Origin of the sequence: Prosthecobacter sp., assembly GCF_044222565.1 — a bacterium.
GTDB lineage: Bacteria > Verrucomicrobiota > Verrucomicrobiia > Verrucomicrobiales > Verrucomicrobiaceae > Prosthecobacter.
In genome coordinates this window covers 73559-97663 of the sequence record NZ_JBGANA010000020.1, presented here as the reverse complement: position 1 = coordinate 97663, position 24105 = coordinate 73559, and the positions used below count along the sequence as shown (strand labels likewise).

The window sequence follows — 24105 nt, the reverse complement described above, 5'->3', positions numbered from 1 at the left end:
GTGAAGGTACGGCGCACAGTCCACCTGTCCCCACTCCTTTTGCGCCCATTTCTGGGACTTTTGTGCTTAAAGATTCACCGCGCCATTCACGCCCGACGCTGGCGTCTTACTTCGTCAATTTTAAGTAGGCTGCGGCATAGCGTTTGCCAAGTTCACGATAGGCCGCTGCGTCGAAGTGCACTTTGTCGCCTTTGTGTTTCAGGCCCTCTGCAGTCACAAATGCAGTGTGCGGCACGTGCTTTGTCAGGTCACGCGACGCCTGATCCACCATCTCTTTCTCAGGCGACCAAGGTGCGTCTTCAAACTTGCCCATCTGTCCGGCGATGAAGGGCGCGTCAGGAGATTTCACGAGTTCACGAAAGCGCTTCACCAGATCCTGCAGCTTCGCGGCGTACGCCGGGGCAAGTTCCTTGTTCGAATCGCTTTCTCCCTGATGCCAGAGGATGCCCTTGATCGTACCTGCGGGCAGGGCGAGTTCCACGCGTTTCACCATGTCATCCCAGGGATGGGTCTTGGTGCCGGAATAAAATGCGCCGGGCTTCCAAGTGTCGATGGGGGAGCCACCCACCGCGCATGGAATCAAACCAATCGTCACCCCCGGACTGGCCTCGGCGATGATCTGGCCGAATGTTTTTCCCAAACCGACGCCCGCCGCGGTTTTGTCGAAATGCAGAGGATCGACGGCGGGTGTCCACTGCCCCTCTTTGGTGAGCATCAGCACACGCGGATTCACCGCCTTGTCCTGCGCCTCCACGACACCACGCCCGGCCATATTGGACTGACCCACCAGCAGGAAGAGGTGAAACTTGTCTTTGGAGGGTAGGGGGGAATCTGCGGCAATGGAGAAGCTGGTGGCAAAAGCTGCCACGAAGAGGAGGAAGGAACGGATCATGGTTGGAAATAAGGGAACGTTGTGAGGAACTTGTTTTTGCGGCGAAACCTTCTACTGCAGGGTCTTGCGCAGCCATGCGATCAACCGGGTCTGATAGTCCGACCCGAGTTTCTCCCAGCCTCCCATGCCGTGCGCTCCACCGGGCACGACGATTGTCTCACAGCGGTTGCCTGCGGCTTTGGTTTTGGCTTCAAAATTCACGCTTTGTGAAAGGGGCACGGTCTCATCCTTGTCGCCATGGATTTGCAGGAAGGGGGGAAGACCTGGTTTGATGTGATTCAGTGGCGAGATGTCTGCCAGTTTTTTCAATGCCGCATCATTGAGCTCTTCCGTGCCAATGAGACCTCCCAGTCCGCCGAGTGCCTTGCGGCGCTCCACTTGGACGACGAGATCGTGGGGTGCATAAAATGGCACGACGGCGGCGACACGCGTCTCGCCTTCACCCGTGACTCCGGCCCAGGAAACGAGATGCCCACCCGCTGATTCGCCGATGAGCGCGATGCGGTTCACATCCACTTTGTACTCTGCGGCATGTGCTTTCACCCACTTGATTGCGCTTGCAACATCCGTGGCGCAAGCGGGCCATGCGTGCTCTGGCGCGAGGCGGTAGTTGATCGTGAACCAGGTGAAGCCTGCCTTCGAGAGCGGCTCAAACAGCGGCTTGATGAATGAATGCTTGTCCCCCTTGGTGAAGCCGCCGCCATGCACGAGGATGCAGGTCGCAAAAGGACCGGCTCCCTCAGGCACGAATGCATCGAGTGTGAGGCTGACATTTCCCGCCTTCGCAAATTCGATGTCCTGCTTGAGCCCCGGCATGTTGAAGGGCTTGTCTGCGGCGTGGAGAATGGAGAAGGCGAGAAGGCTGAACAGCAGGATCAATTTCATGGCCCGATACAACGGACCATTTGGAGAGGCTTTTCAAGGGCCTTGCGGTGGGGGAATACAGCCTGGAAGGCAAGCTGCTAGTGTGGTTTGTTCACCCAGTGGCAGTCAGCGATGTCTTCTCTGCCCTGTTCCGCCGAAACCTGTGTGATCTTTTCCCGCCAAGTGCCAAAGGCCATCTCCATAAAGTAGGTTTGATTGGGTGCAATGTTGAGAGAGGGCTGATCCTTTTTGATTTGGTTGATCAGGTTGAGTCCGGCAAGGGAGGCCCAGTTCCAGCCCTGCTTGGTCTCGAGTTTCAAAGGTCCGGGCTGAGCCTGGATGCTGCAAAAACCACCGCGCCGCATGCCGTGGGTCACGAGTTTGTCATTAGCATAGAGATCCCAGGTCGTTGCCGTTCCTGCCATGCCGCTGTCCCAATAAACAAGCACCAGGCCTTTGCCCGGTGCTGGCTTCAATCCAGGCGAGTTCACGCTGGAAGAATAGGTGGGGCCGCTGGCGCAGGAAGACATCAGCAGCGCGCCAATGAATGCGAGAACCGAGAGAAATATGCTTTTGTTCATGGTTGGATGAATAAAGATTTGCCTAAACTCCAGCCCGATAAACGAGCGGAAGGGCAGGCTTCTCTCATCCCCCCCGCCGGGGCTGGCGGGGGATCGAACATGGCATGGTTATTTCTTCTTCAAGATCACATCGCCGAGGCTGAACATCGGGCCATAGATCGCGTAGATGAGGAAGCCCACCATGACGCCGAGAATAAGCATGGTGAGAGGTTCGATCATCTTGTCGAGAGTAGCGGCGAGGTTGTCCAGATCCTCTTCATAATCGTCTGCGATTTCGGAGAGCATCTCCGTTCCTGAGCCGGTTTCAGAGGCGAGTTCGATGAGGCCGCACAGGTTTCGCGCGTCAGGGCCAAGCCAGTGGGACTCCATGAGGAAGGCCTCATGCAGGGTCCGGCCCACGGCAATGTGCTCCCGCAGACGCACGAAGAGCTCCTTGTAGTGATAATGCCAGCTTGCCTGGGCGGTGATGTCCAGTGCGCTGCTAAGGCGCACGTTGGACTCGGTGAGCATGGCCAGGGTGCGGAAGCCTGTGGCGGCGGCGGATTTGCGCACCAGCACGCCCACGGCGGGGATCTTGAGGAACAAATCCTGTACGGGACGACGAGAACTGATCCATCCCCAGTTAGCAAAGAAGACATACAGGCCAATAAAAGGAAGAATGGCGAGGTATGGGCGGTGCAGGAAAAGGTCCGAAAGCCAGATGAGCACCTTGGTTCCCATGGGGAGATCGGTCTTGAAGGAAGCGAACAAACCTGCCATGGCCGGAACGAGCGTGAAGCTCATGACGATGACGACGCCCACGCCAAGGACGATAACCACTGCGGGGTAGATGAGGCCGCCCTTGAGCTTCTTGATAACCTTGGAGGATTTTTTCTGCGAGACGGCGATACGTTTGCAGACTTTGGAAAGCTGACCGGCTTCCTCACCCGCGAGGATGAGGGAGAGCATGTCATCGGGGAAGAGCTTGGGAAATTTGGCGATGGCATCGCTGAATTTGTCACCGACTGAGATGGCATGCACCACCTCGGCGATCATGCCTTTGTAGGTGGCGGACTTGACGCGGTTCGTCTGCAGAAGCAGGGATTTGGTCAGTGAGATGTTGCGCTCGAGGCATCGGCCGAGACCTGCGAAAAAGGCGGCGCTGTCCTCAGTGTTAGGCTTCGGACTGGTCAGGCGGTGCAGCTTCTCATCGACGCCAGTGATGGTCTGAATGGTCGAGGTTTCATTCTGCGCCACGCCGGCGCCGATGAGGGCCTTCTCATCGGTGTCCGTGTCCACAAGGGCTTCGACGAACTTTCCGGAGTGGACGTTGGTGATTTTAACTTTTTTAAGCATAGGGCCGGAGGTTGAGCGGGTTCAACTTGGATGCAGCAGAAGTCATGGCGGAGGTGTGCGCAGGTCCGTAACCAGATGCGGACGGTAGGCGGTGATGGTGAAGGAGGCTCCGGCGGTTTTGACCGTGGGGTTTTGCGAGCTGTTCACCACGGCGGTGCAGAGCGCCGTCTCCATCACGACGCCGTTGACGGTGGTCAGCCCGCTCTCCACCAGCACCGGGTTTGTGTAAATGGCCTGCTGCAGCAGGGCGTTCTGCGTCAAAGACGGCATGAGCGCGGTGATCTGCACCGTGGACAGGCCCAGCTGCCAGAGCCTCACGGTGTTCTCCTGATAGTTTCGGGTGATGCTGACGCGGTTGGCCATTTCCTCCTGCAGCATCAAAGTCGCGGAAAGGCTGACCATGGCGGTGGTGCCGATGGAGATGATGGATGCAGCAGCGAGGACCTCGATCAGCGTGTAGCCGCGTGCCTTTCGGGTGGTCGGGGATGTCGCGCCGGGTTTGCCGAGCCATCTCAAACAGCGGGCGACCACCGGAACCTGCGATAAACTCTGGAGCTTCGTGTGCTTCATGGCGGGGCGACAGGAAGGAAGTAGGATTCCAGCCAAGCGTCACGAGGCAGGAAGGTGGCGAAAGCGGGGCCGCCGTTGGTGGCCGCGGGGACGGCTGGGTCGCTGTCGCTGGTAAAGAGCAGGCGGCTGGGGTTGGTGCCGCCGGAGGCGCGGCGCTTGACGGTCCAGTTCGTCATGACCCCGCCAATCCAGCGCACGCTTTGAGTCAACGTGGCAGGCATGTTGAACATGAGGGTCTGGTATTCGTTCACCAGCACGCAACGCCAGCGAAATTCCGTGCCACTGATGGGATTGTTCACCCAGGAGAGTTCGATAGGGCGGCCATTGTCGTCCTGGAAGGCAAGTACATGCCGCCGGTTGTTTTCACGCTCAAAGCGAATGTCACGCACCCAGCGTCCTTTGGACCCATTGGGCATGATGGTGATGATGACCGGCTTCAATGAAGCGGCATTCTCAAACGCGGTGGCATTGCTCTGGCCGACAAAGATGATCTGATCGACCACCCCATAAATGCGCATGTTTTTAAGGTAGGCGCTGTCCAGCTTGATGAAGAGCACCTTCAGCTTGGTGTCATAGCCCGACGGCCAGCCGGGTGGTGTGTAAGTAGGCGTCGCCTGTTCGGCGATCCAATAGGCTTCAGTGGCGGAGTTGAAGACTTTCTCCACGTCGATCGTGATGGTGGGAGTGCGGCCGGCAGCGGCTTCACGGTCCTGGAAGTGCCAGAGGGAGTTGTCTGGATTGTTGTTGTTGCGCACCACATTAAGGCTGCCGACGAAACTGCTGGTGCCGCTGCTGTCGACAGGTCCGGTGGTGCTCGGAACCACGGGCATGTTGGATGGAACCAGGGCCTTGCCATTCAAGTCCGTGCCATAAACAGGGTAGGGGATGGATGGCGGTTCCACCGTCGAGTGGGACTGAATGTAGAGCGATTTGGTGAGGAAGGGCAGCTGCAGCGGGCTGGGCGTGCTCCGGACAAAGAGCGAGGGCGGATCATGAAGCACGGTGCGGCCCTGGACGGTCCAGTTGGCGTTGTGACCAGCACTGCCGGATCCCGTGTTGGCATAAACGTCGAGCTCAGTTGAAACTCCATCGGGTTTGCGATAGATGCAGAAGACGTCTCCATTAAGCACCGGCGGCATGGTTTTGAGAAACTGCCATGCGTTGTAGTCGTCGATGTTTCCGGCGATGTTGGAGGCGGGGCGGGTCAGCTTTTCCACGCTCAGGTAGGTGGCGCCCGGGCGCAGCCCCGTGTGATTGTAAGGAAACACCGTGGTCATGCCTCCAGCTGTGTTGGCGGAAGTATAGACGTTCAGGTTGTTCCATCCGGTGCCGCTGTTGAAGCTGCCGATGTCGGTGCCAAGAGTGGTGTTCTGACCAGCGGCGAGGGTGTTGTTTACATCGAAGGCTTTGCTGGTGACATACTGCCAGCCCAGCAGCCGTGAGCTTTCGACTCCGACGTGGCGTTTGCAGACATCCTCAAGGTAACTGACCTGTGAGGCGCGGGTGCTCATGAGAGTCACCCACGCGGACATGAAAATCCCGCACACAACCATGAGCATGAGCGCGGCGGCCATGAGGGCTCCGCGATTCGTGCGATGATTTAAAGGGACTGTGCGCATGACGAGACTTCAGAGCGCCGGAAACATCGGCACGGTAAACATGAAGGCGGTGCGGCCTCCCATTTGGTTGTAGGCCTGACGCGGATCCGTGGAAGCCAGGGTGTTTGCCACGGGACCCAGATGACGCGTGGCAGGATCCGGCCACCAGATAAAGTAGAACGGACGTTCGTACGCACGCTTGAAGCGGTCGATCGTGGTGGGCGTCTCACGCAGGGCCAGCCGGGTGGCGCGCTCAAAAGTGACGAAAAGGGGAGTGAGCCCGTCCGTGGACCACTGGGTCGAATTCGTCGGGTTCTGCACGGATGGCGGATAAAACACATCATAGCCGCCCATGTAGGTAAGCGTGGCCGGTGATACAGACGATGTGGAGTCTGCATACCTTTTGACCGAGGCGTAAATGCCATTGGGCTCCGTGGCGCCAGTGAAGCGAATGACATCAATGTCATAGATGGCATTCACCTTGAGGTAGCCGGCATACTTGCTGTAGCCGAGCACGAAGATGCTGGCATTCATGGGCACCGTCGTGCCGTCATTGAGCGGATTGCGGTAGTCCCGATAGAGAGAACTCGCCACGCCTGCGCGTGCGATGACGTGGGCGCGGAACTTCTGCGGGGTGTCGAGTTCGCCGTCCTGCGTTGAATTGTATGCAATCACCGACGGCCTCCAGGTGTTCATCCCGTCGCGGGGCAGGCAATAAACGGCTGTGGCGCTGAGTGTGTCCGTCAGAAACTGCTCACGAAGCTCCTCCGCCAGCGACAAAGCACCGTATTGTGGGGCCATGGGGACATTGACGGAATCGCTGACCAGACTGTAAAAGTTCTGCATGCGGGCAACACCGAGCGGCACACTGACCGCCGAGGAAATGCTGGGCTGGCTGCGCACGAGCGTGCCATAGGACACAACCGCTCCTCCCAGGATGACGGCGGAAAGCGCGAGCACCAGCAGGAGTTCTACGGAGGTGAAGCCTCCTGGCTGATGGACGCGGCGGTTCATTTCGGACTGGGTGTTGGATTGCCGAACAGCATGCGCACCATCGACTCCACGGCAGGTGAAGGTGGATTGGCTGCCGGCGGACTTTCAGCTGGTTTGGTCGGAAGAGGTGGTGCCTTGGCCTGCATTGGCTCGGGCGTGGAGGGCGCGGCCGCAGCGGGCTCTTCGGGCTTGACCACACGCGGAGGGGAGAATGGAGCTGGATCGTCCGCGACGAGCTGTGCAGGCAGTGGCTGTGGAGTTGTTTCGTCGGTGGCGGCAGGTGCAGCCGCAGCAGAAGCCGCAGCAGGAGCTGGCGGCGGAGCCTGCGGATTGGTGGCGATCTCGCGCAGGGGCAGATCCATCTTAGCATTGGTTCCACCACCCTTGACGCTTTTTGCATCCTCGCCTGTCTGCCCTAGCAACTGATAGCGCACCTGGGGCGAAATCTTGATCGGAATGAGCATGAGTTTCGGAGGCAGGCCGGTGAAGCGCTTCTCCTGCCATTCGAGTTCAACACATTGTGCGGTGATGTTTTTAACTTTCAGCTCCACCAGCTGCTCTGGAAGCACAGCAGGCACAAGACTGCCGGTCTCAAGAATGATGTCTCCCAGCAGAACCCGCATGCGGCCGTCCGGCATGCGTTTGACACCCACCACGGGCAGTTTGAGGAGTTTGTCACGCACGCGGTTTTCTTCTGTGTCTCCCGGTGCCTGGCGGATCATGGCATCATTGGCGGACTCGAAGGGGTTGTGCTCCTCCGGCTTTACATTCTCGGGGGTTTTTTCCTCGGGCAGCACGAGCTGGTATTGCACGCGCTTTTCACCCGGTTCGCCAGTCGCTGCATCCTGAGCATTCCCGGAGGTGGCCATGATCAAAACCATCAGGGCTGGCAGCAGCAGTCTGTATTTGGAGTTCATGGGCTAGGATTTCGTGGTTGGCTTCCCTGCGCTGCTGGGTTTGGGAGCCGGTTTCTTCTTGTCAGCATCCACCGAGGCGAGGTCAAAAATCGGTGTTTCAAAAGACACATCCATCTTTAGCTGGGCGCCGGTGCTGCCGCCTGTGATCTGCACCACCTTCATGCGCGCGGTGGGCAGCCTGCGCTCGATGTCTCCCAACCAGTTGAGGACCTTGGCAAATTCTTCCTCGATGGTGAGCGTGGTGACGATGGATTTCGGAATGATCTTGTTTCCAGCGGCCTGCTTGGGTTCGGTCTTGCGAGAGCGCACCAGATTGATACCGCGTTCGCGCAGACTGAGCTCGATGGTCTGTTCGGCCTCCTGCTGGGTCTGCACATGGTCAATCGCCGGCAGCCATGAGCGGAGAAAGCGCCGGATGTCGTCGGTTTCGGTTTTGAAAACGGCGGTTTCGATCTCGGCTGTGGAGCGCTCGTTTTCCGCGGTGACGGCAGCCGTTTCGGCGTCCTCCGCCTCAGTGCGCGTGGTGGTCACCTTCTTGTGAATCATCTGTGCCGTGTATGTCATGGCGCCAATGATCAGGAGCAGGACTACGCAGGCGATTTGCTTGGGATTCATGGCAGTGGAGGTGAGGGTTAGTCCGCCTGGCGGACGAGGGTGGAGTGGTATTCAACGACATCTCCGTTCTTGGTCTGCTGGGGCGAGTAGGATCGGTAGAGCAGCTGCCCGAGCGCTGATTCAATAGCCGCCAGTTCTGTGGACACTTTGGATCCATTGAGATGAATGGTGAGTGCGATGTTGGAAGGCACCTGTTCATTGCGCTCAAGGGCCACCTGGGTGATGCGGGTGTCCGCCTGCACCGCACGGGCAATCTTCACGGCGATGGGCTGGATGTTGCGTGCGCCCTCCATCCACTCGGCGACCTTTTCGGCCTTTGTGGCTTCGGCCTCGAGATCGCCCTTCTCTTTCCGGAATGCCTCGGTGGAAGCCTCGCTGACTTTCTGGCGTTCTTCGGCGTCTGTTTTTTGTTTGAGCGCCCTTTTGTAGCCGAAGTAATCCATCGTCATCACATAGGCGCTGCCAACCAGAGCCACGTAAAAGATGACGGGAATGGCGCGGAAGCTGGATGGCAGACGGCGCGAAGTGTCAGTGCGCGGCGTCTTGAAGTCATGACAAAGATATTCGTTCATAGGGGATGGGAGGGCTAGTGTTCTCCGATGATGGTCCAGAGCAGGTCGTCCTGCGTAAGATCTGCGGCGCCGACCTTCTCCAGGTGCAGCATCAGTTCGGTACGGAACTTGTTGTCGTGGCCGTCACCGACGAAATAGACCGGGCTGCCCTGGGGGATTTTGGCCAGCAGCGGGCTGATGATTTGCAGTGCCGTTTCCACCGCCTCAGGCCCGAGGCCGCTGCGGCAGCGAATATCCCGCCACTGGCCTTCCTGTTGCACCAGGACCGCAAGAGAGCCTTCGCATGCGGCGATCAGCACGAAGTCCGAAGGCGTGCCTCCGGAGCTTGCGCGGTAGATGCTCAGGATCGCATGCTCAAGCATGGCAAACAGGCCGCAACAGACGCGTCCCGGCTTCAAATTGACGGTCTTGAGGACGTCCTCCGTGACCTTGACGAGGGATTCCTCCACAGCCAGGAGCAGGCTCGCGGTGGTCTCGGGATGGTGGCAGATGGCGTAACGCTTGCCACGGTCATATTTTGGCCCCAGCACGGCGCGTGGATTGGTGCGCAGCAGGCTGACGCAGTTGTCACCACGCATCAGGTTGTTTTCGAGGCTGATGATGAAACGGTGGTTCACGGAGACGGAGCACCAGCCGCCCTCCACCATGCCGCGCCATTCCTCAGCGCGCTGCGGAGCCGCATCGGCGAGTTCGCCTTCTTGAAAACCGCCCTCTTCAAAGCGGCCGCGTTTGTTGATGGAACGCCAGCTCACCGCGCCGCGGCTGACATTGAGAAGAAGAGATTTGCGCGCTTCGTAGCGTTTTCCCCACGGCACGGCAGAGTCGTCGGGATCGGCTTTGAAAGCGGCAAAGCTCAGGACAGATTTGATTTCATCCAACAGCATAAATAGAGGTCAGTTGTTCTTTTGAAAGGAAGTCGTACACCTCGTGTTCGGTGTAGCCGGTTTTGCGCGCGGTGGAAGGCTTCCAGCCGTCCGCCATGCGCATGTTCAGACAGCGCTCAAAACTCACCATCCCGCGGGTGAAGCCCGCCTCCAGCTCCTGGTCGAGGTTCTTGAACTCGCCACGGCGGATCATGCCGCACACCGAATCATACGGCAGAAGCAGTTCGTGAATGGGAAAGCGTTTGCCGCGGTTTTCATCAAACAGCAGGCGCTGGCATAGAATGCCGCGAATGGAGTCTGCGAAGGACAGCATGGCGTTTTCCATGCGATCGCTCGGAATGAGCTTGAGATAGCGCTGCACGGTCTGCGCAGCGGAAGAGGTGTGCAGGGTGGCTACGACCACGTGGCCCGTTTCCGCCGCCTGCAGGGCGATTTCCGCTGTCTCACCGTCTCGAATTTCTCCCACCAGAATCACGTCCGGCGCCTGACGAAGAGCAGCACGGAGGGATTTGTTGAAGTCCAGCTCATCCGTGCCGATCTCACGCTGAGACACGAGGGAGGGAATGCCGGAAGGATAGACGAATTCGATGGGGTCCTCGAAGGTGAGCACATGCTCCTGACGGCGTTTGGCCCGTTCAAGAATCATGGACGCGATGGTGGTGGATTTGCCGGACCCGGTGGCACCGCAAACGAGGAACAGGCCGTTTTTTGCCTCCAGGAATGCCTTGATGGCTGGAGGAGGCACCATCAGCTTGCTGATGTCGGGAATGCTTTCTGGCAGCAAACGCAGCACCCAGCGGGGACGTCCGCGCGTGACCATGCGGTTGACACGGTAACGCCGGGGACCCAGCTGCAGGGCGTAGTCAACGCATCCGGGGGTGAACTCCAGCGGACGCTCCGGCTGGTAGATGAAGGAATCGTAAAAGAGCTTGCCGTTGCGCTTGTAGGTCAGCGCCTCCCATGGCGTGACGTAGAAGTCACTCACACCCGAATCCTTCGAGAGGTGAAGCATCCGGTAACCAAGCTGACTGCGTTCGTGAATGTCTTCCATGGTGTGCTAATAGTTGCTGGTGAATCTTGCCCTCAGCTCCACAGCTGCAGTGGCGCCTTCAAAGACGAGGAGGTTGTTTCCCTGCACGACGCTGGAGCTTGGATCGAGGGAGACCCATTGCAGCTCCAGGCGATACTGCACCCCGTCGATGTTTACGGTGAAGTCCGTGGTGGGATTGAGCAGTTGCACGATGTCCGCGCTGGCCAGGCGGTCGCTGGTGTTCGTGGTGCTGACGAGGCCCAGGTCAACGTGGGTGGTGACGTTGACCGAAGGCTGGGTCAGATTCAGATTCACAGAGAGCGTGACTCCTGAAGCCTCGCTGTTGTAAAACGTGGTGCCGTTCAGGATCTGCATCGCGCCAAAGTCGAACCACGTGTTTGGTGCGATGCTTCCGAACGTTGCCGGAGTAAAGGTGAGCGAGTTCTCCACGCCGGCGTCAAGATACTCCCCGTTGCCGAGGTCGAGCTTGGTGTTCCCCGATTTAAATACGGACGTCGTCCCGCTGTTCTGGATGCTGGTGACCAGGTTCGCTCCACCGATGGCATTGCCCCAGGTTCCTTGCCCCGCTCCGCTAAAGCCGCTGGTCAGACGGTAATAGGTTTGGGTGTTCGTGCTGCTCGTCGCGTATTCAGCCGGGCGGGTGGTTTCGTTCCGTGCCTGGATGACCATTGCGGGTGTCACTGGGATGCTGGTGCCTGAATAGGGCTGCCAGCTGCCGCCATTGATGCTGTAGACCAGGTTGGAGACATTGTCCGGAGCCCCTCCGGTGCTCAGAGTGAGTGAGGTGGGAAAGCTGTTAAAAGCAAAAGTGCCGCCCAGCGGGCTGATGAGAGGCATGGGCAGAAGTGCAAGAGTGGGCTGAGAAGGGGAGCCGCTGCCACTGCCATCTCCGCCGCCACTGCCACCGCCAGAGTCCGCGGGTGGTCCTGATGAAGCCGTGGTCGTCTCGTCAGGATCAAAGGCGGTGGTGGGATTGGGAGACGAGAACGGCTGCGGATCGAGGTAGTTGGCCGCTGGACTTGCCACCGAGGTTCCCCAGACCCAGCCCGAACTGCTGGAATTGAAAGCATAGGCCGACTTGGTTCGTGATTCGGTGCCGAAATCCGCACTCACCAGGCTGTCGTCCAGATAGAACTCTGACACTGCGTTCCCCGTGGCAGTATTCAGCACAAAGCGTTGCTTCGTTCGGTCCCAGGCTGCCCTCGGATTGTTGGAATCATCCGGCTTGGAAGTCATCCGGGCGCGCAGGCGCACATCCAGCAATCGGCCCGTGACATCCCCCGAATGTTGCTGCCATTCCGACTGAGGGCGTGTGCGCTTCATTTTATCGAGCACCGCCTGCGGCGTGGTGAGGCCCGCCAGGCTGCCACCGTCCGCCAAATAGAGCGACACCATGTGGTTCAGGGTCGAAACGTCGGATTGAAGCTTTGCCACGCGAGTTGAGTTTGAATCGCCTGTGAGAAGAGAGGCGCTCACACCCACAAGGATCCCGATGAGGGAAATCATGATGATCAACTCGAGCAAGGTAAACGCAGCCGTGCAGACGCATCTGCACGAGCCTCCGTTCCTATTGCTGGCTCTAGTGGTTATCATTAATGCACAACTAAATAGTTAAAAGCTCCTAAATTCAAGGCGAAGATATGGAAAATATGAAAAAGATGGTCAAATGATTCAAATGCGTGAATATTTAGTCGAAATCATAAAATCAAGAGAGATCATTGATAAATGTCATTTGATTTGTATTTCCATTTCAAGTATAATTACCATAATATGCGTCCTTTTTCCGCACATTTCCAGTTTAAAATCTTGCTTTGCCTCTTGGTGACGGTGCTGGCGGAAGCCCCGCTGCGCGCCCAGTTTAACCAAGGCGCAATGCATCAGCTCTCTCCGGAATATGAGGCGCAGGCGGAGCGGTTGCGGGCTGCGGCACCCAACCAATACGACTTTTCCAAAGCGATGCTCAGCGATGTCCTGCGCTTTCTCGCTACGGATGCAGGCATCTCCTTCTTCTCGCTGCCAGATGACAGCACGGAAGGCGGCAGGTTGATCACCTTCTCCATCAGGTCCAGCCCGTTCCAAGTTCTGGAGACGCTGTGCAAAGCCAACGGACTGGCCATCATTCCAGACAACGGCATCTGGTACATCCGCCCTGCGGATGACCGTGAACTCATCGGCAAATCCTATGAGATCCGAAACAACGCGGTCGAACTCGTTGAGCGTGTGAACTCGAACGGCGGATCTTCACGGAGCGGCGGGGGGGGCGGTGGCGCCGCTGGCGGCGGGGTCAGTGGAGCGGCCGTGGGCATGGACCTTCAAGGCACGAGCCAGACCTTTTCCGTCAAGCGCAGTGAAATCATCAATGACATTCGTATGCTGCTGGGGCTGCCTCCTGAGGAGATGGATGGCGGGCAGATGACCGGGGGAATGCCCGGCATGAGCAGCTCTGGAACCGATGAAAATGCCGCGCGAGCCATGAACTCCAACGAGCTGAGTTCCGTGCGGAAGCCCAAGGTCATCTGGAAGTCAGACTCCAACACTCTCTATATTGTGGCCACACGCCTCCAGCACTTGTGGGTGGAGGGCTACATTGCCGCCGCGGACAAGCCTCAGACCCTCATTGCCATCGAGGTGAAATTCATCGAGACGTCGCGTGATCCCTCGCGGGAATTTGGCATTGACTGGACGGGGACGCTCGAAACTGGAAACTTCCGCCAGGTCAAAGATCTGACCACCACGACAGATGCAACCACCGGCCAGGACAAAGTCACCGTCAATTACACCAACACGCCGACGTCGGGCGGCTATCGGACCGACCTCGCCAATCTGCTCACCGGTGCTGACCTGAACAACGTGGGCGCGTCGCTGGGGTTTCCCGCAATGAGCGTTCTCAGTGCGCAGGACGTGAACGTCAAGCTGCGGGCCATGATGCGGGACCAGGAAACCAACACGACATCTTACCCCCGCATGGTCACCCTGAGCAATCGTGAGGTGGCCATTCGCGCCGTGGTGAACCAGCCGGTGCTGGATGCCAGCTCCACCGCAAGCTCCGGCTCCGTCGGCGCCACCACCACCACCAAGGTCGCCTACCTGCCGATTGGCACGGTGCTGAACATTCTGCCCAAGCGCATGCAGGCGGAAAAGGTGCTGCTCAATGTGGCGGTCACCGTTTCCAGCATCATCGGAACTCAGGTCATTTCAGGCAATCCCTATCCCGTCGCCTCGTCACGTGTTTACAGTGCGCCGGTGGAGATTGATTCGGGTTTCACCGTCGCAGTTGGCGGGCTGGATGAGGCCACTGAAAAGGAAGCCGAGGCAGGCGTTCCCTTCCTCAGCAAGATTCCAGGACTTAAGTGGCTCTTCGATTACAAGAGCCGCAGCAAGAACCACAAGAGCCTCATGCTCTTCATCACGCCGACGATCATTGATGCACGCAATGGCGGCCTGCCATCGGAGCCGCAGTCGGTGGTGCCGCTGCGTCCTCATCTGGCCAACAAGCCCAAAGTGGACAGCACCACGGGCGCCCTCATCGGCGGCAGCGCCGCGCTGCCCAAAGCCGTGGACTATTTCACCCGTGAATCCGAAATCCTCGGCAACACCATCAAGGAGAGCCGGATCACGCCTGAAGTGAAGCAGAAGCTCAAAGAACTCAAGATCGCCGTGCAGCGAGTGGATGAGCAGTGCGAAAACATGAAGCTCTCCGAGCCGGCGAAGTTTGTCCTCATCGATCAGCAGCAGCATTTGCTCAGAAACATCCTGAAACGCCTCGAGTCTTTCGGAAGCATTCTGTTCAAGAAGGAGCACCTCTGATCTGATCAGCGCTGGGCCACGCGCTGAAACACACGGGGTGTCTCCATGCCGGCATTCTTGGGCTTTGGCGCGGCTTTGGGGTCCATGTTCTGTGTCAGCTCTTCGGGGGTGACGGTGGATTCCACACCCTTTTCAGGCACATCGACTTTCGTCACCCACAGCAGGGCATTGAGCACGGCTTTGCGGACATTGTCGTTGCCCCAGTTGGCATGGAAATGGCCGCCGGTGAAGCCAAAACCACGGCCGCCATCGGCGCGCTCGATGCTCCACATCATCGTTTCAGGGCTGCCTTTTTCCGCCTGGATGTGCGGGTAGGGGCCTTTGGGGGCCACATAGGGGCCGTCGCGCGTCGCATCGCTCGGCGGGGCCACCAGAATGGGTACAAACTTCGCGGCACCGTCTTCTGCAGAAGCGACGCCATGACCAAAGGCGGGACGGAAGCGCATGTGGATGTACCATTCATCTTTGGTGGTGAAAGGCTGCACACCGCTGGTGATGGGGTGCTCGGGAAGGGAGGTGTAACTGGCATCCCAGATCGGGTTGCAGGAGTAAGCATTCTCATAGTATCCGCCGATCCATTCCTGAAATTCTTTGCCCGCCTGGCCGGCCACCACTTCCACGCCGTAGTGCATGCAGCCAAAACCCACTCCTTTGGCGGTCAGTTTGCGCAGCGTCTCCAGGTGCCCGTCCACCACGGCGGGGTGTTTGCCACCGCCGTCTGCGTAAATGACCACCGCGTCTGCGTCGTCAAAGGTCTTTTCATCGGTCACCCATCCCATCTCATGGCGGTCCACCACCAGGTTGGGCACGCTCTTGAGGCATTTTTCCAGCAGCATGGTGCCCGCGCGGAACTCATGCATGCCCGGCGGGTGCGAGGGCTTTCCAGCGATGAGGACGAGCTTCTTTTTGCCATCTGGCGTGACGGCCTGCAGTGAAACAGCGGTGGCGGCGAGGAGTGCGAGCAGGAGGACGGGCTTCATAAGGGTTGGAGTGGACTGGACCGCATCATTCCCGGCCTCGGTGCCAAATCAAGAGCCGAAGCCGGAGATCAGCGCCTCGGCTTCACCGCACCACCTGAAACTCTGGTAGCATGCACACCGCCCACAGCAGATCTTCCAGGGACTGCTGGGTGGGTTTCTCCCCGATCAGGCTCTGCGCAGTGGCGAGTTCGGTCGCTGAAGGGCTGCGGCAGAGTGCCTGCAGGTACAAGTTCGTGATCAAGGCAGAGGGAGACGAATCTTTCAATGCCAGCAACCTCTGTGCTCCCTTGGCGATGGCTCCTGCGAGAACGCTGCCGTTGGCCAGATCGATGGCTTCCAGGGTGGTGAGATCGTTCGGGCGGGCGGTGACGATTTGGTCACGGTTCGGACGGCCGAGGGTGCGCATCAGGAAATCAGACTTCATGAGCGAAGCGCGGATCATGTGGGTTGAACCAGAGGCTCCCTGGGCCAGAAGCGTGGGGGCCTGTGTCTGGATGGCCTGCTGCCATGAGCCCAGGGCTTTCACAACGGTGACGGGCTTCCAGTCCTTCGGATCAAAGGCGGCGATGCGTCCTTCTTTGGCGGGCGGAGCCTTGGCGGTCCATTCCCAGGCGGCATCGCTGCTGATGGCGGTTTCCTTGCCCGCCGCATCGCGCACGCGGGCGTCGAAGAAAAAGCCGGCGGGGTTGGGGCCTTTGCCCGCGTTGGTGGCTATGACGAGGACTGTGTTCGCGCCTTTGCGCAGCGCCGTTTGCAGCGGCACGGCGGCGAGTTTGGTCCAGTCGTCCCCTGCGCTGACTTTGCGATTGTTCACAAACAGGGTGTAGCCGTTGTCGCAGGTCACGACGGCGCTGGCGCTTGCCGGGTCGGCGTCCAGCTTGATCGTCTTGCGCAGGGTGATCGTTTCTCCCGAAGGCGGGGTGCTGCCGGGTTTGGCGCTGTCACCCCAGATCCATTCGCCTTGGATCTTGATCTGCTTTGCAAGTTCCGGATCCACTTTCCCTCGCAGCACGCCCGCATCCATCTTCGACGGTGCGGCGCCTGTGATCTGCCAGATGGCATCCACAAACTGCTCCGCCGTGAGCCGCTTCGTTCGCGGACCTGCATAAGTGTAGCCGCGGTCGTCGATGCCCTTGGTCATCACCTGTGCATGAGATTGATAAGCCTGCGAGGTGGCAATAAGCGCGATCGTCTTTTTCAAATCATAGCGGTGCTCTGCAAAATCCGCCGCAATGTAATCGAGCAGGTCCGCATTCCACGGTTCGGTCTGCATGGCATCCACCGGATGCACGATGCCGCGCCCCATCAGGCGCTGCCACAGGCGGTTCACGATGGTTCGCGTGACACGGCCGTTTTTCGGATGCGTCATCAGTGCAGCCAGTTGTTTCAGTCGCTCCGCCGGCGCAGCCTTCGCATCCACCTGGCCGATCTCCGGGAACAGCCACGATGCCACCGCCTGCTGGCCGATAGGCTTGTCGCAGCGGTTGATCTCCAGCGGGCGCGCCGAATAAATGGCGGCCAGTCCGTAGGCCTCGCTCAGCTTCCAGCGGTCGATGAAGCTGTCGTGGCATGAAGCGCACTTCATGTTGATGCCAAGGAAGCTTTGGGAAACACTTTGCGCGAACTGGATCTCCACCGTCTGTCCGGCGCTGACATCGCCGCGCCATTTGATGCCGTCGATGAATCCGCGGCTCTCATCGTTCGGTGGCGCAATGAGTTCGCGCACAAACTGGTCGAAAGGCATGTTTGTGACAAGCGCATGGTACAGCCAGTTGCTGATCTGCTTGCGCCCGCCGGTGATGAAGCCGGTGCCGCCGTAGTCGTTGCGCAGCAGGTCGTTCCAAAACGTGAGCCAGTGCTCGGTGTAGTCCACGTCGCGTTTTAAGAGCGAGTCTATCAGGCGCGCGCGCTTGTCTGGAGACGCATCCTTCGTGAAGGTCTCCAGTTCTTGAGGTGTGGGCAGCAGGCCGACGAGATCAAGACTGGCACGACGGGCGAAGGTGGCATCGTCGATGGCTGCGGGGCGGGGGAGTTTTTTTTGCGCCAGGTATTGATCGAGAATGCGGTCAACCGGGTTGCTTCGTCCATCCACCGCCGCTGGCAGCGCGGGAGTGCGCGGCAGCAGGGGTGGCTCATAGGCGGGCTTTTTGAAGGCAAACCCCTCCTCCCAAACCAATCCCTCGTCGATCCATTGCTTGAGCAGGGCGATCTGGTCCGCAGGCACCCGCTTGCCTTTCGGCGGCATTTGTTCATCTGGATCGGAAGAAAGGATGGCTTTGATCAATTCGCTTTCAGCGCTTTTGCCCATCACCACCACGGCGCCTTCTTCGCCGCCCTCCATCAAGGCGGCACGATCATTGAATGAAAAGCCGCCTTTCTTTTTTTCGCCCGCGTGGCATTCAGCACAGTGTTCACGCAGAATCGGTACGATCTGGTGAGAGAAATCGACAGCGGCCGGCGCGGCCAGCGTGGTGGACAGTAGAAGGAGAATCGGGAAACGCATTCAAAGAGCACGAACGTTCGAAGAAGCGGAAATCTCACGGGGCATCACGCTCATGGCGTGAATCTCCCCTCACCGCGGCGTTACGCGGCCATGCTGCTATTCAACATCCAGTCGCGACCCCTCAAGCACTCCTTTGTGATCGGAGACGTCGCTGATCAGGGGACTGAATCCACCAGTACAGAGCTGAGAATGCTCTCAGCGATTGCACTTCCGCCTTTGGTCTTGTTGGAGTAAATGACCTGGATCATCCACATTTTTTCTCCGTTGTAGATGAACAGGCTCTCGGCAAACATTTCCCCGCCGCCACGCTTGGCGGAAAAGGAAAGCCTTTTGGCGGTGAAGTCGGATACCTTGAGGTCCTTGATTTGCTGCTTGGGACTGGACATGCCTGGCAGGGCGGAGATCGATTTCACGGTTCCTGCGACGGCGGCGTCCAGATTTATAGTGGTGCCCGGGACGTAGCGAATGGATGCAACGCTGACTTCCATTTCATCCGCGACTCCGCCTTCAAACTGCCTGGCTTCCGCCACAACGGGCAGTTTCACCGGATAGGGTTTCTCCGTCAGCGGGAAGGGGCATTTCAGGCTGATGCCACCCGCATGGGAGGTCCCGGCGAAGATGTCTGTGGCAGCAATGGTGATCACTCCCGCGAGGCTGTTTGGCCCGATGTCCAGCCGCTCAAGAGTCTCAGGAGGAAGCAGGCTGATCGGCACGGTCCCAATGCCATCCGAGTGGGTGAATGAGATCTGTGTTTCCTCAAGCTTGCGGATCTGGGCGTTCTTCAGCACGCGGCCGTCGGAGAGCTTGAGTTCAGGAATGACCAGACTGGAAGCATTGGCCCGGACTTTTTCCACGGCTTCGCCCCCGGAGTCCACCAGTGCTTTGAATGCAGCAACGGAGGCTTTGATTTTATTCTCCAGTTCTTCCTTCTGCTGTTTGAGGGGCGCTGTTTTCGCAGCCGCTGCAGCGGCCTTGACCTTCAGTGCCTCATAGGCCTCCCAGTCTGTTTTTCTGGCATCGCGGAAAGTGTGCATTTCCGCAATCTGGAGCTTTAGACTCTGGATTTCGGTCTTCGCTTCCTGGACCTTGAGATTGTGCTGGTAGTATTGGTAGCCCGAATAGGCGCAGCCCACAACGGTGAGGAGGATGCTGACTTTCCAGAAGGTGCTTGATTCCATGGTGGAGGGAAATGGGAAAAAATTAGGGGAGGTATTTTGCTTTGTACCCTTCGATGACAGGACGGTACTTTTTGAGCCCGGCATCCAGGCGGGCCAGCCGGGTGTTCAGGTCCACCATCTCCTGCGCGAGCTCGGCATTGGTCCTGTCAGCGGCTTTGATCTGAGATTCCAAGGCAGCTCTGGCATTGGGAAGTGTCTGGCCGAGAGCACTCAATTTGGTGTCAAATTCGGTGATTTCCGCTCTGGCCGTCTGCAGTTCGTTTTCCAAGGCCTCCTTTTCAAGGAAGACAGCCAGATCCTCCTTGCACGAAGTAAGTAGAAGCGGAAGGGCGAGGACACACAGCGCGGCACCTCGGGAAAGTGAAATTCTCATGACGGGGGCGGTTTTAGTACATCCCGCCAGTTCGTGCAAGCATTCCTAGAAAAAGGGTGGAAAAGTCTTCTGAAAAGCGGGCATGGTCGCATCTTAGTCGTTCTGGCGAAAAATACGCCCGCGTGTTGCGCCGCCCCGGTGCTTCATGGCTGCAAGATGTTCAGTCCTCCCCCCGTTCGGATTCGTTCCATGAAGTTTCCCTCTCTTGTTGCCGCCTCGTTCCTGCTCGTCGCCTTCGTCCATGCCGCCCCACAGGATGATCAATATGTCCTTGGTCCCGATTCCCAGGTCAAAGAAGGTGTGCCACAGGGAAAAGTGACTCAGATGCCGGCATGGACGAATTCGAAGATCTATCCGGGCACCACGCGCGACTGGTGGGTGTATGTGCCCGCGCAGTACAAAGCCGACCAGCCTGCCAATGTCATGGTGTTTTGCGATGGAGGCGGCTTCGTGAAGGCGGACGGTCAGTTCCGCGTGCCGGTCGTGTTTGACAATCTGATCGCGAAAGGAGAGATGCCGGTGACGATTGGTATTTTCATCAATCCCGGCGTGTTTCCCACATCTAATCCCAAGGAGAAGCCACGCAGCAACCGCAGCTTTGAATACGACTCCCTCGGCGATCAGCATGCCCGTTTCCTGATCGAAGAAATTTTGCCCGAAGTGTCCAAGACCTACAAACTCACCGAAGATCCCGAAGGCCGCGCTATTTGCGGCAACAGCAGCGGCGGCATCTGCGCCTTCACCGTGGCATGGGAGCGTCCGGATGCCTTCCGCAAGGTGGTCAGCCACATCGGCAGTTTCACCAACATCCGCGGGGGCTATGTGTATCCCGCACTCATCCGCAAGACGGAGAAAAAACCGCTCAAAGTCTTTCTGCAGGACGGCAGCAATGATCTCGACAATCAGTTCGGCAACTGGCCCCTGGCCAATCAGGACATGGCGGCATCGCTGAAGTTCGCGGGCTATGATTTCCAGTTTGTCCTCGGTGAAGGCACGCACAATGGCAAGCACGGCGGTGCGCTGCTGCCGGACACGATGCGCTGGCTGTGGAAGAAGGCGGAATAAACAACAGACCCTTGAATCTCCAAATGATCATGAAACGTGTGCTGCTGGCTGTGAGCCTTTTTTCAACGGCGTTGTTTTCTCAGGATACTTCGCTGCACGACTACCTCATTGAGGGCGAGCCCTGGCGCGAGGTCGCCGGTGGGTATGTCTTCACCGACGGCCTGTGCTGCGATGCGGCGGGCAATCTGTTTTTCACCGATGTGAAAGGCGGGAAGGGCATCTACAAGCTGGATGCCACCACGGGGAAGGTGGATCTGTTTCTTGACAACCTGCCCGGCATCAGCGGCTTGCAGATCGGGCCGGACGGTCGCTTCTACGCCTGCCACAACAAGGAGCAGCGCATCATTGCCATCACGATGAAAGGCGAGGTGGAGGAACTGCTTGCCGGGGTGAAATGTAACGACCTCGTCGTCAGCAAATCGGGGAACCTGTATTTCACCGAGACGCCCACCCAGCGCATCCACCTCATCACCAAGGACAAGAAACATCTCGTGGCCGATGAGGGCCACGTCGTGAAGCCCAATGGCATCACCATCTCGACCGATGAGCGCACCCTGTTTGCCTCCGAGTACGGCGGCAAGCACGTCTGGGCATGGCGCATCGAGGACGACGGCACTCTCACGGGTGGCGAGCCTTACTCAACCATGTGGCTGCCCATTGGCAAAGAATCCGCTGCAGGCGATGGCTCGACCACGGAAGCCGCAGGCCGCGTTTTCGTCACCACCGAACTCGGTGTGCAGATCTTCGACACCGCGGGCCGACTGGCCGGCATCATCGCCAAACCGGAAGCGAACGGCAAAGTCGTCAGCGTCGAGTTTGCCGGGAAGGATCACGACATGCTTTACGTGGGCGGCGGCGAGAAGATCTATGGCCGCAAAGTGAAGGTGAAAGGGTATTTCGGGAAATAGCTCTTGAGTGAGTCCCGTGCGCGTGCCTGTATGTTGGACTCATTCCCATTCCATGTTCGGGTTCTTTAAAAAGAAAAACGAGGTGCCGTCACAGGCCAAATGGCCGGTTTCTGAGTCACGTGCGAAGGCGGTGTTCAAGCAGTTTGAGGAGTTTGCAGAGGGAGAGATCGATCCGCTTGAGGGAGCGCTGACCATGTTTCAGCTCAACCAGGAAAGATATCTTGAGCCAGTGATCGTGGCGCTTGCCAAGGCGGAGGTGGAACTGCTGCTTTGTGAAAATGATCCTTCTACCGCCCCACTGATGCTGCAGAGCGATGACGGATTTGCCATGATGCCGATATTTTCGCAGAGACGACGCAGTGAGAAATGCCGCTCTCAATTTCCTGAGTATCAGTTTTTTCTGCGTGCTCCATTCACGGTCATTCTCGAAAGACTCAAGCCGGGAGCTGGACTTGTCATCAATCCCTTTGAGGAGGTCGTGACTTGGACGATGCCTCCTGAAATAGTGGAGCACTTGAAGGATGCCCTGGGAATTCCAAAGGACCCGGATTTATCGGTCGAGAAGCTGACGGAACGGGAGTCACCGCCTGCTGCCAAATACCTGCCCGGGCAGGTTTGGAAAATCAGTGGGCTGGAATCTGGCTTCGAAGCAGAGCTGACTGTTCTGTATGTTGAAACAAAGGAGCAGACGGGAACCATCGTTCACATTGCCGTTTCCGGACTTAATCTCCCCAATGGTGGAACCACCATCAGCCACATGCCTTTTACTGAGGACGCCCTGGATCGCAGCGGTATAGTTTTATGCAGGTCGTTTGGGCCTGTTCCAAGTTTTTTTGAAGGATACAAGCAATGGAGCGAAGCCAATGGAGGCGTCTTCTCGGTGACTGTGGCTGAAGGGGTGGAGTGTATTCGGACGGCCCTGTCCGCCCAGCTTTGACCGGACTGGAGGCAAAAAGAAAGCGGAGTGCGCACTTGGAGTTAGTCTGCCGTCATCCTTGCTCCCCGGTCTGCATTCGTTAGCTTTGCATGCATGTCCCTCGACACCATCAACTCCCTCATTCATTCCGAATCCGCACGGCCCGGCATCGTCGCGCGAGGCTGGGTGCGCACGAAGCGTGACTCCAAGGCCTGCTCGTTTCTAGAGATCACCGACGGCTCCTGCTTCAAGGGGTTGCAGGTGGTGGTGGATGCCGCGCTGCCTTCGGCGGAATTGCTTCCGCGCATTTTGACGGGGGCTTCCGTTGAAGTGGTGGGAGATCTGATCGCTTCGCCTGCCGCCGGGCAAAAGTGGGAGATGCAGGCGAAGGAATTGCGACTTCTAGGCGAGGCGGATGCGACCTATCCGCTGCAAAAGAAAGGTCACACGCCTGAGTTTCTCCGCACCATCGCGCATCTGCGGCCGCGTACGAATTTGTTTGGCAGCGTCTTTCGCGTGCGCAGCAAGATGGCCTACGCCGTGCATCGCTTTTTCCAGGAGCGCGGCTTCTTCTATGTCCATACCCCCATCATCACCAGCAGCGACTGCGAAGGGGCAGGGGAGATGTTTCAGGTGACGACGTTGAAGCCGAACACGCCGACGAAGCCGGAGCAGGACTTCTTTGGCCGCCCGACCTACCTCACCGTCAGCGGCCAATTGCAGGGCGAGGCCTTCGCCTGTGCGCTGGGAAACATTTATACGTTTGGCCCCACGTTCCGTGCCGAGAACAGCAACACCACGCGACATGCGGCGGAGTTCTGGATGATCGAGCCGGAGATGGCCTTCTACGATCTCACCGCAGACATGACGCTGGCGGAGGAGCAGGTGCGCTATCTGGTTCAGGCCATGTTCGATGAGTGTCCGGACGAGCTGGAGTTCTTCAACAAGTTCATCGACAAAGGCCTCATCGACCGCCTCAAGCAGACGCTGGCCAAGCCGTTTGAGCGAATCAGCTATACCGATGCCGTGGACATCCTGCTGAAGAGCGGGCGCACCTTTGAGCATCCGGTGGTGTGGGGAGACTCCCTGCAGACGGAACATGAACGTTTCCTGGCGGAGGAGCACGTCAAAGGTCCGGTGACGATCTTCAACTACCCCAAAGAGATCAAGCCCTTCTACATGCGCCAAAACGACGACGGCAAAACCGCCGCCGCCATGGACCTGCTCGTCCCCGGCATCGGCGAGATCGTCGGCGGCAGCCAGCGCGAGGAGCGCCTGGATGTGCTGGAGTCGCTGATGGCCAAGCAGGGCCTCGATCCTGAAAATTACGCCTGGTACGCCGACCTCCGCCGTTATGGCAGCGTGCCTCACGCCGGCTACGGCCTTGGATTTGAGCGTCTCCTCATGTTTGTCACAGGCGTACCCAATATCCGCGATGTGATTCCCTTTGCGCGTACGCCGGGACATGCAGCTTATTGAGCAATGACGAATGCAGAATGTAGA

At 58.4% G+C, this 24105-nt stretch carries 22 protein-coding genes; 5 read left to right on the top strand and 17 right to left on the bottom strand.

Annotated elements, in window-relative coordinates:
• Window positions 1-106: 106 nt before the first annotated feature.
• The 13 genes from ACILSR_RS24470 to ACILSR_RS24410 form a co-directional block, all read right to left on the bottom strand.
• On the bottom strand, window positions 107-892 hold the full coding sequence (locus ACILSR_RS24470; protein WP_395752436.1) for a sialate O-acetylesterase: 786 nt from the start codon (window positions 890-892) through the stop codon (window positions 107-109).
• 51 nt (window positions 893-943) lie between these two features.
• Window positions 944-1777 carry an alpha/beta hydrolase gene (locus tag ACILSR_RS24465; protein WP_395752435.1) on the bottom strand — a complete coding sequence of 278 codons (834 nt, stop codon included), beginning with the start codon at window positions 1775-1777 and terminating at the stop codon, window positions 944-946.
• Between the two features lie 77 nt (window positions 1778-1854).
• On the bottom strand, window positions 1855-2337 hold the full coding sequence (locus ACILSR_RS24460) for a hypothetical protein (RefSeq protein WP_395752434.1): 483 nt from the start codon (window positions 2335-2337) through the stop codon (window positions 1855-1857).
• 108 nt (window positions 2338-2445) lie between these two features.
• Window positions 2446-3672 (bottom strand): type II secretion system F family protein, encoded by a 1227-nt coding sequence (locus ACILSR_RS24455; RefSeq protein WP_395752433.1) that lies wholly within the window; start codon window positions 3670-3672, stop codon window positions 2446-2448.
• A gap of 42 nt (window positions 3673-3714) precedes the next feature.
• Window positions 3715-4242 carry a prepilin-type N-terminal cleavage/methylation domain-containing protein gene (locus ACILSR_RS24450; protein ID WP_395752432.1) on the bottom strand — a complete coding sequence of 176 codons (528 nt, stop codon included), beginning with the start codon at window positions 4240-4242 and terminating at the stop codon, window positions 3715-3717.
• Entirely contained in the window at window positions 4239-5861 is a 1623-nt protein-coding gene (locus ACILSR_RS24445; RefSeq protein WP_395752431.1) for a hypothetical protein, read from the bottom strand. Before ACILSR_RS24445 ends, ACILSR_RS24450 begins: the two co-directional genes overlap by 4 nt.
• A gap of 9 nt (window positions 5862-5870) precedes the next feature.
• The gene (locus tag ACILSR_RS24440; protein WP_395752430.1) at window positions 5871-6854 is read right to left on the bottom strand and encodes a hypothetical protein; all 984 of its coding nucleotides are present in this window, start codon (window positions 6852-6854) and stop codon (window positions 5871-5873) included.
• Complete coding sequence (locus tag ACILSR_RS24435; protein WP_395752429.1) at window positions 6851-7750, bottom strand: hypothetical protein; 900 nt, start codon at window positions 7748-7750, stop codon at window positions 6851-6853. Before ACILSR_RS24435 ends, ACILSR_RS24440 begins: the two co-directional genes overlap by 4 nt.
• A 3-nt stretch (window positions 7751-7753) precedes the next feature.
• Window positions 7754-8365, bottom strand: a complete 612-nt coding sequence (locus tag ACILSR_RS24430; protein WP_395752428.1) for a hypothetical protein — start codon at window positions 8363-8365, stop codon at window positions 7754-7756.
• 17 nt (window positions 8366-8382) lie between these two features.
• Window positions 8383-8937, bottom strand: coding sequence for a hypothetical protein (locus ACILSR_RS24425; protein WP_395752427.1), 555 nt, complete (start codon window positions 8935-8937; stop codon window positions 8383-8385).
• Between the two features lie 14 nt (window positions 8938-8951).
• Window positions 8952-9821, bottom strand: coding sequence for a hypothetical protein (locus ACILSR_RS24420; protein ID WP_395740211.1), 870 nt, complete (start codon window positions 9819-9821; stop codon window positions 8952-8954).
• Window positions 9808-10872 (bottom strand): type IV pilus twitching motility protein PilT, encoded by a 1065-nt coding sequence (locus ACILSR_RS24415; protein ID WP_395740210.1) that lies wholly within the window; start codon window positions 10870-10872, stop codon window positions 9808-9810. The genes ACILSR_RS24420 and ACILSR_RS24415 overlap by 14 nt, the downstream gene beginning before the upstream one ends.
• Window positions 10873-10878: 6 nt before the next feature.
• Window positions 10879-12378 carry a choice-of-anchor K domain-containing protein gene (locus ACILSR_RS24410; protein WP_395752426.1) on the bottom strand — a complete coding sequence of 500 codons (1500 nt, stop codon included), beginning with the start codon at window positions 12376-12378 and terminating at the stop codon, window positions 10879-10881.
• Between the two features lie 300 nt (window positions 12379-12678).
• On the opposite strand from ACILSR_RS24410, the gene ACILSR_RS24405 reads away from it, so the two are divergent.
• Window positions 12679-14679 (top strand): type II secretion system protein GspD, encoded by a 2001-nt coding sequence (locus ACILSR_RS24405; RefSeq protein WP_395752425.1) that lies wholly within the window; start codon window positions 12679-12681, stop codon window positions 14677-14679.
• 5 nt (window positions 14680-14684) lie between these two features.
• Here the strand turns inward: ACILSR_RS24405 and ACILSR_RS24400 are convergent, their stop codons facing one another.
• The 4 genes from ACILSR_RS24400 to ACILSR_RS24385 all read right to left on the bottom strand — a co-directional run bounded on the left by ACILSR_RS24400 (window position 14685) and on the right by ACILSR_RS24385 (window position 19713).
• Complete coding sequence (locus ACILSR_RS24400; RefSeq protein WP_395752424.1) at window positions 14685-15659, bottom strand: ThuA domain-containing protein; 975 nt, start codon at window positions 15657-15659, stop codon at window positions 14685-14687.
• A gap of 82 nt (window positions 15660-15741) precedes the next feature.
• Entirely contained in the window at window positions 15742-18162 is a 2421-nt protein-coding gene (locus ACILSR_RS24395; RefSeq protein ID WP_395752423.1) for a DUF1549 domain-containing protein, read from the bottom strand.
• 155 nt (window positions 18163-18317) lie between these two features.
• Window positions 18318-19340, bottom strand: coding sequence for a hypothetical protein (locus tag ACILSR_RS24390; protein WP_395752422.1), 1023 nt, complete (start codon window positions 19338-19340; stop codon window positions 18318-18320).
• A 22-nt stretch (window positions 19341-19362) separates the two neighbouring features.
• Window positions 19363-19713, bottom strand: coding sequence for a hypothetical protein (locus tag ACILSR_RS24385; RefSeq protein WP_395752421.1), 351 nt, complete (start codon window positions 19711-19713; stop codon window positions 19363-19365).
• Window positions 19714-19902: 189 nt separating this feature from the next.
• On the opposite strand from ACILSR_RS24385, the gene ACILSR_RS24380 reads away from it, so the two are divergent.
• The 4 genes from ACILSR_RS24380 (at window position 19903) to asnS (ending at window position 24081) form a co-directional block, all read left to right on the top strand.
• Window positions 19903-20778: an alpha/beta hydrolase gene (locus ACILSR_RS24380; protein ID WP_395752420.1), complete on the top strand. Its 876-nt coding sequence runs from the start codon at window positions 19903-19905 to the stop codon at window positions 20776-20778.
• Window positions 20779-20807: 29 nt separating this feature from the next.
• On the top strand, window positions 20808-21686 hold the full coding sequence (locus tag ACILSR_RS24375) for an SMP-30/gluconolactonase/LRE family protein (protein ID WP_395752419.1): 879 nt from the start codon (window positions 20808-20810) through the stop codon (window positions 21684-21686).
• Window positions 21687-21738: 52 nt separating this feature from the next.
• Entirely contained in the window at window positions 21739-22623 is an 885-nt protein-coding gene (locus ACILSR_RS24370; RefSeq protein ID WP_395752418.1) for an SseB family protein, read from the top strand.
• Window positions 22624-22716: 93 nt separating this feature from the next.
• Entirely contained in the window at window positions 22717-24081 is a 1365-nt protein-coding gene (gene asnS / locus ACILSR_RS24365; RefSeq protein WP_395752417.1) for an asparagine--tRNA ligase, read from the top strand.
• Window positions 24082-24105 lie beyond the last annotated feature (24 nt).

Coding starts and splice junctions, on each gene's coding strand:
- ACILSR_RS24470 (WP_395752436.1), bottom strand. CDS start 892: ATGATCCGTTCCTTCCTCCTCTTCGTGGCAGCTTTTGCCACCAGCTTC.
- ACILSR_RS24465 (WP_395752435.1), bottom strand. CDS start 1,777: ATGAAATTGATCCTGCTGTTCAGCCTTCTCGCCTTCTCCATTCTCCAC.
- ACILSR_RS24460 (WP_395752434.1), bottom strand. CDS start 2,337: ATGAACAAAAGCATATTTCTCTCGGTTCTCGCATTCATTGGCGCGCTG.
- ACILSR_RS24455 (WP_395752433.1), bottom strand. CDS start 3,672: ATGCTTAAAAAAGTTAAAATCACCAACGTCCACTCCGGAAAGTTCGTC.
- ACILSR_RS24450 (WP_395752432.1), bottom strand. CDS start 4,242: ATGAAGCACACGAAGCTCCAGAGTTTATCGCAGGTTCCGGTGGTCGCC.
- ACILSR_RS24445 (WP_395752431.1), bottom strand. CDS start 5,861: ATGCGCACAGTCCCTTTAAATCATCGCACGAATCGCGGAGCCCTCATG.
- ACILSR_RS24440 (WP_395752430.1), bottom strand. CDS start 6,854: ATGAACCGCCGCGTCCATCAGCCAGGAGGCTTCACCTCCGTAGAACTC.
- ACILSR_RS24435 (WP_395752429.1), bottom strand. CDS start 7,750: ATGAACTCCAAATACAGACTGCTGCTGCCAGCCCTGATGGTTTTGATC.
- ACILSR_RS24430 (WP_395752428.1), bottom strand. CDS start 8,365: ATGAATCCCAAGCAAATCGCCTGCGTAGTCCTGCTCCTGATCATTGGC.
- ACILSR_RS24425 (WP_395752427.1), bottom strand. CDS start 8,937: ATGAACGAATATCTTTGTCATGACTTCAAGACGCCGCGCACTGACACT.
- ACILSR_RS24420 (WP_395740211.1), bottom strand. CDS start 9,821: ATGCTGTTGGATGAAATCAAATCTGTCCTGAGCTTTGCCGCTTTCAAA.
- ACILSR_RS24415 (WP_395740210.1), bottom strand. CDS start 10,872: ATGGAAGACATTCACGAACGCAGTCAGCTTGGTTACCGGATGCTTCAC.
- ACILSR_RS24410 (WP_395752426.1), bottom strand. CDS start 12,378: ATGATTTCCCTCATCGGGATCCTTGTGGGTGTGAGCGCCTCTCTTCTC.
- ACILSR_RS24400 (WP_395752424.1), bottom strand. CDS start 15,659: ATGAAGCCCGTCCTCCTGCTCGCACTCCTCGCCGCCACCGCTGTTTCA.
- ACILSR_RS24395 (WP_395752423.1), bottom strand. CDS start 18,162: ATGCGTTTCCCGATTCTCCTTCTACTGTCCACCACGCTGGCCGCGCCG.
- ACILSR_RS24390 (WP_395752422.1), bottom strand. CDS start 19,340: ATGGAATCAAGCACCTTCTGGAAAGTCAGCATCCTCCTCACCGTTGTG.
- ACILSR_RS24385 (WP_395752421.1), bottom strand. CDS start 19,713: ATGAGAATTTCACTTTCCCGAGGTGCCGCGCTGTGTGTCCTCGCCCTT.
- ACILSR_RS24380 (WP_395752420.1), top strand. CDS start 19,903: ATGAAGTTTCCCTCTCTTGTTGCCGCCTCGTTCCTGCTCGTCGCCTTC.
- ACILSR_RS24375 (WP_395752419.1), top strand. CDS start 20,808: ATGAAACGTGTGCTGCTGGCTGTGAGCCTTTTTTCAACGGCGTTGTTT.
- ACILSR_RS24370 (WP_395752418.1), top strand. CDS start 21,739: ATGTTCGGGTTCTTTAAAAAGAAAAACGAGGTGCCGTCACAGGCCAAA.
- asnS (WP_395752417.1), top strand. CDS start 22,717: ATGTCCCTCGACACCATCAACTCCCTCATTCATTCCGAATCCGCACGG.